Annotated in this window: 8 protein-coding genes; 5 read left to right on the top strand and 3 right to left on the bottom strand. The window is 73.9% G+C overall.

Annotation, left to right across the window (positions count from 1 at the left end):
- The coding region (locus HW577_RS17505) for an RsmE family RNA methyltransferase (protein ID WP_198377433.1) at positions 1 to 554 on the bottom strand (554 nt) is incomplete at its 3' end.
- A gap of 28 nt (positions 555 to 582) precedes the next feature.
- On the opposite strand from HW577_RS17505, the gene ubiA reads away from it, so the two are divergent.
- Positions 583 to 1,482 carry a 4-hydroxybenzoate octaprenyltransferase gene (ubiA, locus tag HW577_RS17500; protein ID WP_198377432.1) on the top strand — a complete coding sequence of 300 codons (900 nt, stop codon included), beginning with the start codon at positions 583 to 585 and terminating at the stop codon, positions 1,480 to 1,482.
- Positions 1,479 to 2,120, top strand: a complete 642-nt coding sequence (locus tag HW577_RS17495) for a class I SAM-dependent methyltransferase (RefSeq protein WP_198377431.1) — start codon at positions 1,479 to 1,481, stop codon at positions 2,118 to 2,120. The genes ubiA and HW577_RS17495 overlap by 4 nt, the downstream gene beginning before the upstream one ends.
- Before the next feature lie 22 nt (positions 2,121 to 2,142).
- Here HW577_RS17495 and HW577_RS17490 read toward each other — a convergent pair whose 3' ends face one another.
- Together HW577_RS17490 and HW577_RS17485 are read right to left on the bottom strand one after the other, a co-directional pair.
- Positions 2,143 to 3,405, bottom strand: a complete 1,263-nt coding sequence (locus HW577_RS17490; protein ID WP_332837749.1) for a c-type cytochrome — start codon at positions 3,403 to 3,405, stop codon at positions 2,143 to 2,145.
- A complete protein-coding gene (locus HW577_RS17485) occupies positions 3,402 to 4,130 on the bottom strand; it encodes an SDR family NAD(P)-dependent oxidoreductase (protein WP_332837748.1) in 729 nt (242 codons plus the stop codon). Before HW577_RS17485 ends, HW577_RS17490 begins: the two co-directional genes overlap by 4 nt.
- Before the next feature lie 101 nt (positions 4,131 to 4,231).
- Here HW577_RS17485 and HW577_RS17480 point away from each other — a divergent pair, with 101 nt between their 5' ends.
- The 3 genes from HW577_RS17480 to HW577_RS17470 all read left to right on the top strand — a co-directional run.
- Positions 4,232 to 4,861 (top strand): hypothetical protein, encoded by a 630-nt coding sequence (locus HW577_RS17480; RefSeq protein ID WP_198377429.1) that lies wholly within the window; start codon positions 4,232 to 4,234, stop codon positions 4,859 to 4,861.
- Positions 4,862 to 4,928: 67 nt separating this feature from the next.
- Positions 4,929 to 5,939, top strand: coding sequence for an NAD(P)-dependent oxidoreductase (locus HW577_RS17475; RefSeq protein WP_332837747.1), 1,011 nt, complete (start codon positions 4,929 to 4,931; stop codon positions 5,937 to 5,939).
- A partial coding sequence (locus HW577_RS17470) for an acyl-CoA dehydrogenase family protein (protein ID WP_198377428.1) occupies positions 5,939 to 6,881 on the top strand: 943 nt, incomplete at its 3' end. The genes HW577_RS17475 and HW577_RS17470, both read left to right, overlap by 1 nt.

Here is a 6,881-nt window from a genome sequence, read left to right as displayed (position 1 = left end):
CCGCAGGGCAGGCGCAGCGTGGCGGCCGCGTGACGGATCGGCGCGGCGCCACGCCGTTCGGCCGCGACGAGCAGCGGCGCGCCGTCCCAGGCGTCCAGGGCCGCGTGCAGCGGCAGCGGCGCGGCGATGGCGGGCACCGAGAGGCGTTCGCATTGTTCCGCCGCGCCGCGGGCGATGGCGGCGAGGCGCTCGATGTTCACGCGATCGACAACCGTGCGCCGCGTGACGACGGGGTGGATGCTGGAGACGCCGAGCTCCGTCGCCTTTTCCACCACCCAGTCGAGCGCGTCCCGCTTCAGCGCGGCCACCATCAGGCGCAGGTCGGGCTCGGCCGAGGGCGCACGCAGCCGGGCAGCCAGCGCGAAGGCGCAGCGGTCCTTGCGCAGATGCGCGATGCGCGCGGCGTATTCGCCGTCCCGCGCGTTGAACACGGCGACAGCATCGCCCGCCGCGCGGCGCAGCACGGTGCCGAGGTGATGCGCCTGCGCCGGCGTGCCGGCGATCTCGGCGCCTTCGGCCAGCGCATCGTCGAGGAAAAGTCGCGGGGTGGACATCAACGGGCTCCCTCCCCCTTATACCGCCATGAGCGGCTACACCGACATCCGGGCCGGGGGATGGGTGGCGCGCCTGCCGGAAGGCTGGCGACCCTATGCCCTGCTGATGCGCCTCGACCGCCCGATCGGGTCCTGGCTGCTGGTGCTGCCGGGCTTCTGGGCCTTCGCCATGGTCGCACCCTCCTGGGGGCGCGGGCTGTGGCTGACCTTCCTGTTCGGGCTCGGTGCCGTGCTGATGCGCGGCGCGGGCTGCGTGGTGAACGATCTGTGGGACCGCGACCTGGACCGGCAGGTGGAACGCACGGCGGGGCGGCCGCTCGCGGCCGGGACGGTGCGGCCGAAGCAGGCGCTCGCCTTCCTGCTCGGGCTGCTGATGGTCTCCTTCCTCATCCTGGTCCAGTTGCCCTGGACGGCGATCCTGCTCGGCGTGCTCTCCCTCGTGCCGATCGCGCTGTATCCGCTCGCCAAGCGCGTGACGGACTATCCGCAGGCGATGCTCGGCCTGGTGTTCTCCTGGGCGGCGCCGACGGGCTACGCGGCGGCGACCGGCGGGCTGGACGCGGCGGCCTTCCTGCTCTGGGCGGCCGGGTTCTTCTGGATCCTCGGCTACGACACGATCTACGCGCACCAGGACCGGGAGGATGACGCGCTGGTCGGCATCCGGTCCACCGCGCTGCGCTTCGGGGAAAGGACGCGACCCTTCCTCGCCGCCTGCTACGGCGTGACGCTGGCGCTGCTGGTCGCGGCGGGCTTCGCGGCGGGGCTGTCCTGGTGGTTCGCGCCGGCGCTGCTGCTGCCGGCGGCGCTGCTGGCGCGGCAGGTGGTCGCCCTCGACATCCACGACCCGGCGCTGTGCCTGCGGCTGTTCAAGGCGAACCGCGATGTGGGGCTCGCCATCGCCGCGGCCTTCCTGATCGGCCGGCTGTGACGCCGGAGGAGTTCGTCCGCGCGCACACGATCGTCGCGACCGCGCCGCTGGTCCCGGAGATCCACCTTCACCTCGCCAGCGAGATCACGCCTATCTGGCAGGCGAGCGAGGAATGGCTCAGGGCGCGCAACATCGAACCGCCCTTCTGGGCCTTCGCCTGGCCCGGCGGGCAGGCGACGGCGCGGCTGCTGCTCGATGAACCCGCGCGCGTCGCCGGCAAGCGCGTGCTGGATTTCGCCGCCGGCTGCGGCATTGCGGCGATCGCCGCCGCAAAATCCGGCGCGGCGGAGGTCGAGGCCGCGGAGATCGATCCGCTGGCGCTCGCCGCCGTGCGGCTCAACGCCGCGCTGAACGGCCTGGCGGTCGCGACGCCGGAGGGCGACATCGTGGGCGCGCCCTGCCGCTGGGACGTCATCCTCGCCGGCGATGTCTGCTACGAGGCGCCGATGACCGCGCATATCCTGCCCTGGCTGCGCGGCATGGCGGCCGCGGGGGCGGAGGTGCTGCTGGCGGACCCAGGCCGCGCCTACCTGCCGCGCGAGGGCCTCGCGGCCCTTTCCCGCCACGCGGTGCCGACGACGCTGGAACTGGAGGACCGCACGCTGCGGGAGGTGACGCTGTTCCGGTTGATGCCGTAGCGCCGCGCGCGCAGGCGTTGCGTCAGCGCGTCGCCTGCTCCAGGAACCGCAGCAGCGCCGCCATGTCGTCGGCATTCTCCACGCGCTGCACCGGCATCTTCGTCCCCGGCGTCACCACGTCCGGCCCGCGGGTGAACAGGTCCGCGACACTCTCCCGCGTCCAGGTGATGTCCCCGCGCGCGAGGCGCTCGGAATAGGCATAGCCCGCGACGCTGCCCATCCGCCGGCCGAACAGCCCGTGCAGATGCGGCCCGGCCATGTTGCCGCCCTCGGCGGTCAGGGAATGGCAGGCGGCGCAGGCACGGAAGACGCGCGCGCCATGCGGGTCGAGCCCGGCGCGCGGCGCATCCTCCGCCGCCTCCCCCACCGGGCCCAGCGCGCGGCCGGCCAGCGCATCCCAGCGACGGACGCGCCGGTCCGCACCACCGGTCCAGAGCGTGCGCCCGTCCGTGTCGAAGGCCGCCGACCAGACCGGCGTGCCGGGCCCTTCCAGCGAGTGCAGCAGCCGCCCGTCCGGCAGGCCGATCACCGCCACACTGCCGCCGAGCGAGGCCGCGGCCAGCAGCGTGCCGCGCGGGTTGGCGGCAAGCGCGACGACGGGGCGCGCGCCGGCATGCATCTCCCGCACCTCACCATTCGCCGCGATCAGCCGCACCTGGCCGTCCACGCCACCCACTGCGAGCGCATTGTCCGGCAGCGCGACCAGCGTGTTCTGCGGCAGGCCGAATTCCGCCAGCACATCGGCCGTGCCATCCGCGCGCCAGGCGCGCAGCGTGCCGTCGAAGCCGGCGCTGACCACGGTGCCGTCGCTGCGGAACACCACCGCGTTGACGTTGCCGCGATGGCCTTCCAGTACGACCGGCGCGGCACCGTCCCGCCACACCCGCACCGTGCCGTCCCAGGCGGCGGAGGCGATCGCGCCATCCCGCGCAGCGAGCCCGGCCACCTGCGCCTGGTGCCCTTCCAGCACGCGCAGCGGCTGCCCGCCGCGCGGGTCCGCACCCCAGATCGCGATGCGCCCATCCTCCCCGCCCGAGGCCATCTGCCCGCCCGGCAGCGCGGCCAGCGCATTCACCGCCCCCGGATGCCAGCGCACCACCGCGCGCGCACGGCCCGCAGCCAGGTCCCAGAAGATCACGGACTGGTCGAAGCCGGCCGAGGCGAGCGCCCCGCCTTCGGGTGCGACGGCCAGCGCGCGCACCGGCCCGCCATGCACCGCCGCCTGGTCCTGCGCCGCCGCCGGCAGCGCAAGCATCGCCAGCAGGAGAACGGCCGCGCGGATCACGTCACGACACCGCCGCTGACATGGATCACCTGGGCCGTGATGTAGCCCGCGCCGGGCGAGGCGAGGAACGCCACCGCCGCCGCCACGTCGTCCGGCAGGCCGAGCCTACGCATCGGGATGCGTGCCGCGATCGCCTCCCACTGCGCGGCATCCAGCGCGGCATGCGCGCCCGGATCCTTCTGCGTGTAGCCCGGGGCGACCGCGTTCACCGTGACCGCCGGCGCCCATTCCAGCGCGATCGCCTTGACCAGCGCCTCCACCCCCGCCTTCGCCGCCGCCGAGGCCGGGAAGATCGTCACGTCGTTGCGGAACAGGTGGGCCACGAAGGAGGAGACGGCGATCAGCCGCGGATCCCGGCCCTCGCGCAGCAGCGGCCCGGCGGCGCGCGCGAGGCGCAGGAAGGCGAGCGCAATGGCGTCGTGGCTTTTCTCGAAGCCCGCATCCGTCAGTGCCGCGACCGGCGTGCGATCGGCGAAGCCGGCGTTGGAGACGACGACGTCGAGCCCGCCAAGGGCGCCGGCGGCATCCGCCACCACGCGCTCCGGCACGCCGGCTTCGGCCAGGTCGCCCAGGATCTCGATTGCCTCACCCCCGCGTTCGCGCACCGCCGCGACGGTGCGCGCCAGGCCTTCCCGGTTCTTGCGCGTGTGCAAGGCGATCGCGACGCCCGGCGCGGCGAGCGCCCGGCAGCAGGCGGCGCCGATGCCGCTGGCCGCGCCGGTCACCAGGATTCTCCGCTTTGTCATCGCCCCTGCCTCGCCCACCATGGCCACCCGACGAGGCCGCGCGCAGCCTCGCGCGCCACTATATCCATGAAGGCCGCACCATGAAGCCGTCGCCGTACCGAAGCCCGCGAGCCCGGTCCTGCGGCGTGGCGATCGCGGCGCTGCTTTCAGCCTGCGCCGAGCCGCCGCCGCCCGACGGCAATCTCCACATCACCTTCGACATCAGCGGCCGGGTGGAGCGCCGCGGCGTGCGCCTCATCCACCAGGCAGACGCCGTGCACTTCTGCGCCCAGCCACGACGCGGCGGCTGGCCGACCGCCCGGGACCCGGCGCCGGCTGCGAATGAGCCGCCCAACACCGTCCACGGCTACGGCGTCTACCATTCCCCGCGCCTCCTGCCGGAGGCGCTCGCGCTCGCGCCCGAATGGCGGATCTACGGCCCGCAGCAGTCCTTCTCGCTGGGGGTCTTGCCGGCGCCCGGCGCGCTGGAGATGGAGGGCCCTGTCCCACTCGGCCGGGCCTTCCGCATCAGCGTGGGCACGCCGGAAGGTCTATGGGAGCGCGTCGTCGAGGAAGGCGCCCCTGCCGCGGCCGGCCAGGTCACGATCGCCGCAGACGGGCTGAGCGGCCGCTTCCGCGCGACCGGCCTCGTACTGCAGATCCCGCACAACCTCATGCCGGAAGGCGAGGCGATCTCCGTCACCGGCACCTGGCGCTGCCCCGCACCCTGACGCGCCGCCTTGCGCGCCGCGTGGACGACTTCCATCCTCCCGCGCCACGAGAACCGGAGGACGCCGCGTGACGCTGACCGTGCTCGAGCCCGAGGGGCTCTATCCCGACACCTCGCTCGAGCAGCGGATCATGGGGCCTTCCGTCCGCATCCTGCAGGGCGCGTGCAAGGCCTCGCTGGCGGAATTGCCCGACGAGCTCTGCCAGCAGGCGGATGCGCTGATGACGCTGCGCATGGCGGTCCCGGCGGACCAGATCGCCCGCTTCCCCAAGCTGCGCGTCATCATCCGCATGGGCGTGGGCTATGACCGCGTCGACCGCGCCGCCGCCGCCGCACGCGGCATCAAGGTGTGCAACGTACCCGACTACGGCACGCAGGAAGTGGCGGAATTCGCGGTGCTCATGGCGCTCGCGCTGCGCCGTGGGCTGACGATGTATCACGACACCCAGCGCGGCCCGGACCCGGCGCGCTGGGGCGTGATGCCGCATCCGGCGGTGCGGCGGCAGGAGGTGCAGACCTTCGGCATCCTCGGCCTGGGGCGCATCGGCACGGCGGCTGCCCTTCGTGCGAAGGCGCTCGGCTGGCGCGTGGTGTTCTACGATCCGGCGCTGCCGAACGGCGCCGACCGAGCGATCGGTGTGGCGCGCTGCCGCACGATGGACGAGATGCTGGCGCAGGCGGACGTGCTGTCCATCCACTGCCCGCTGACGCGCCGCACGCGCGGGTTGGTGGGCGAGCGGGAACTGCGCCTGCTTCCGCAGAACGCCGTCGTCATCAACACGGCGCGCGGGCCGATCCTCGACATCGACGCGCTGGAACGGGTGATGCGCGAAGGCCATGTCGCCGCGGCCGGCCTCGACGTCATCCCCGTCGAGCCGCCGGTCGAGCCCATCCCCGGCCTGCTGCGCGCCTATCGCGACCGGGAGGAATGGCTCACCGGGCGGCTCATCATCTGCCCGCACATCGCCTTCCACACGCCGGAAGCCTGGGACGACATCCGGCTGAAGAGTGCCGAGACGATGCGCGACGTGCTGGTCGAAGGGCTGGAGACGAACGTCATCCCGCCCGAGAGCGACTGATGATCCGCGACGCCGCCGCGCAGGCGGCACGCCTGGCCGCCGCGCGCGCGCTGGTGGAGGACATCCTCATCCCCGCCGAGACGCGGATGGATGAGGAGGACCGGATGCCGGAGGAAGCCCGCGCCGCGCTGCGCGCCCATGGGCTGTTCGGCATCTCCATCCCCGAATCCCATGGCGGGCTCGGCCTGACGATGGAGGAGGAGGCCGGGCTCATGCTCGTCCTCGGCCGCGCGGCGCCGGCCTATCGCGCCGTCTATGCGCTGAATTCCGGCGGCGCGGCGCAGATCCTGCTCCGCGCGGGAACCGAGGCGCAGACGGCGCGCTGGCTGCCGGGGCTCGCGCGCGGGGACCTCATCGCCTGCTTCTGCCTCTCGGAAGCCGAGGCCGGGTCGGACGCGGCCGCGCTCTCGACGCGCGCCGTGCGCGACGGCGAGGGCTGGCGCATCACCGGCCGCAAGCGCTGGGTGACGAACGCGCCCGAGGCCGGGATGCTGATGGTCATGGCCCGCACCGGCGGGGATGGCGCGCGCGGCGTGTCCGCCTTCGCGATCGACCCGGCCACACCCGGCATCACCATCCTGCCGGCGCAGGCCAAGATGGGCATGCGCGGCGCGGCCGTGGCCGACATCGTGTTCGAGGATGCGCGCGTCCCGGCCGATGCGCTGGTGGGGGCCGAAGGTGAGGGGCTGAAACTCGCGCTTGCGGGCCTCGACAAGGTGCGGCTGCATCTCGCCGCCCTTTGCGCGGGGCTCATGGAGCGCATGGTCGATGAAGGCCGGCGCCACGCCCTTCAGCGCCGCCAGTTCGGCGCCCCGATCGCGCAGCAGCCCGCGGTCGCGGCGCTGCTGGCCGACAGCGCGGCGGAGGCGCTGGCCGCGCGCTGCATGGCGCTCGAGCTCGCCCGCACGCGGGACGAGGGCGCGCTGCGCCCGGCCGATGCGG

The organism is Neoroseomonas rubea, from assembly GCF_016106015.1.
Lineage (GTDB): Bacteria > Pseudomonadota > Alphaproteobacteria > Acetobacterales > Acetobacteraceae > Neoroseomonas > Neoroseomonas rubea.
Note: the sequence above shows the minus strand (reverse complement) of the source record. Positions and strands in the feature narration are given on the sequence as shown.

Bases quoted from the DNA above. Each gene is read 5' to 3' on its own strand.
- HW577_RS17480 (WP_198377429.1), top strand. From the start codon at position 4,232: ATGAAGCCGTCGCCGTACCGAAGCCCGCGAGCCCGGTCCTGCGGCGTG.
- ubiA (WP_198377432.1), top strand. From the start codon at position 583: ATGAGCGGCTACACCGACATCCGGGCCGGGGGATGGGTGGCGCGCCTG.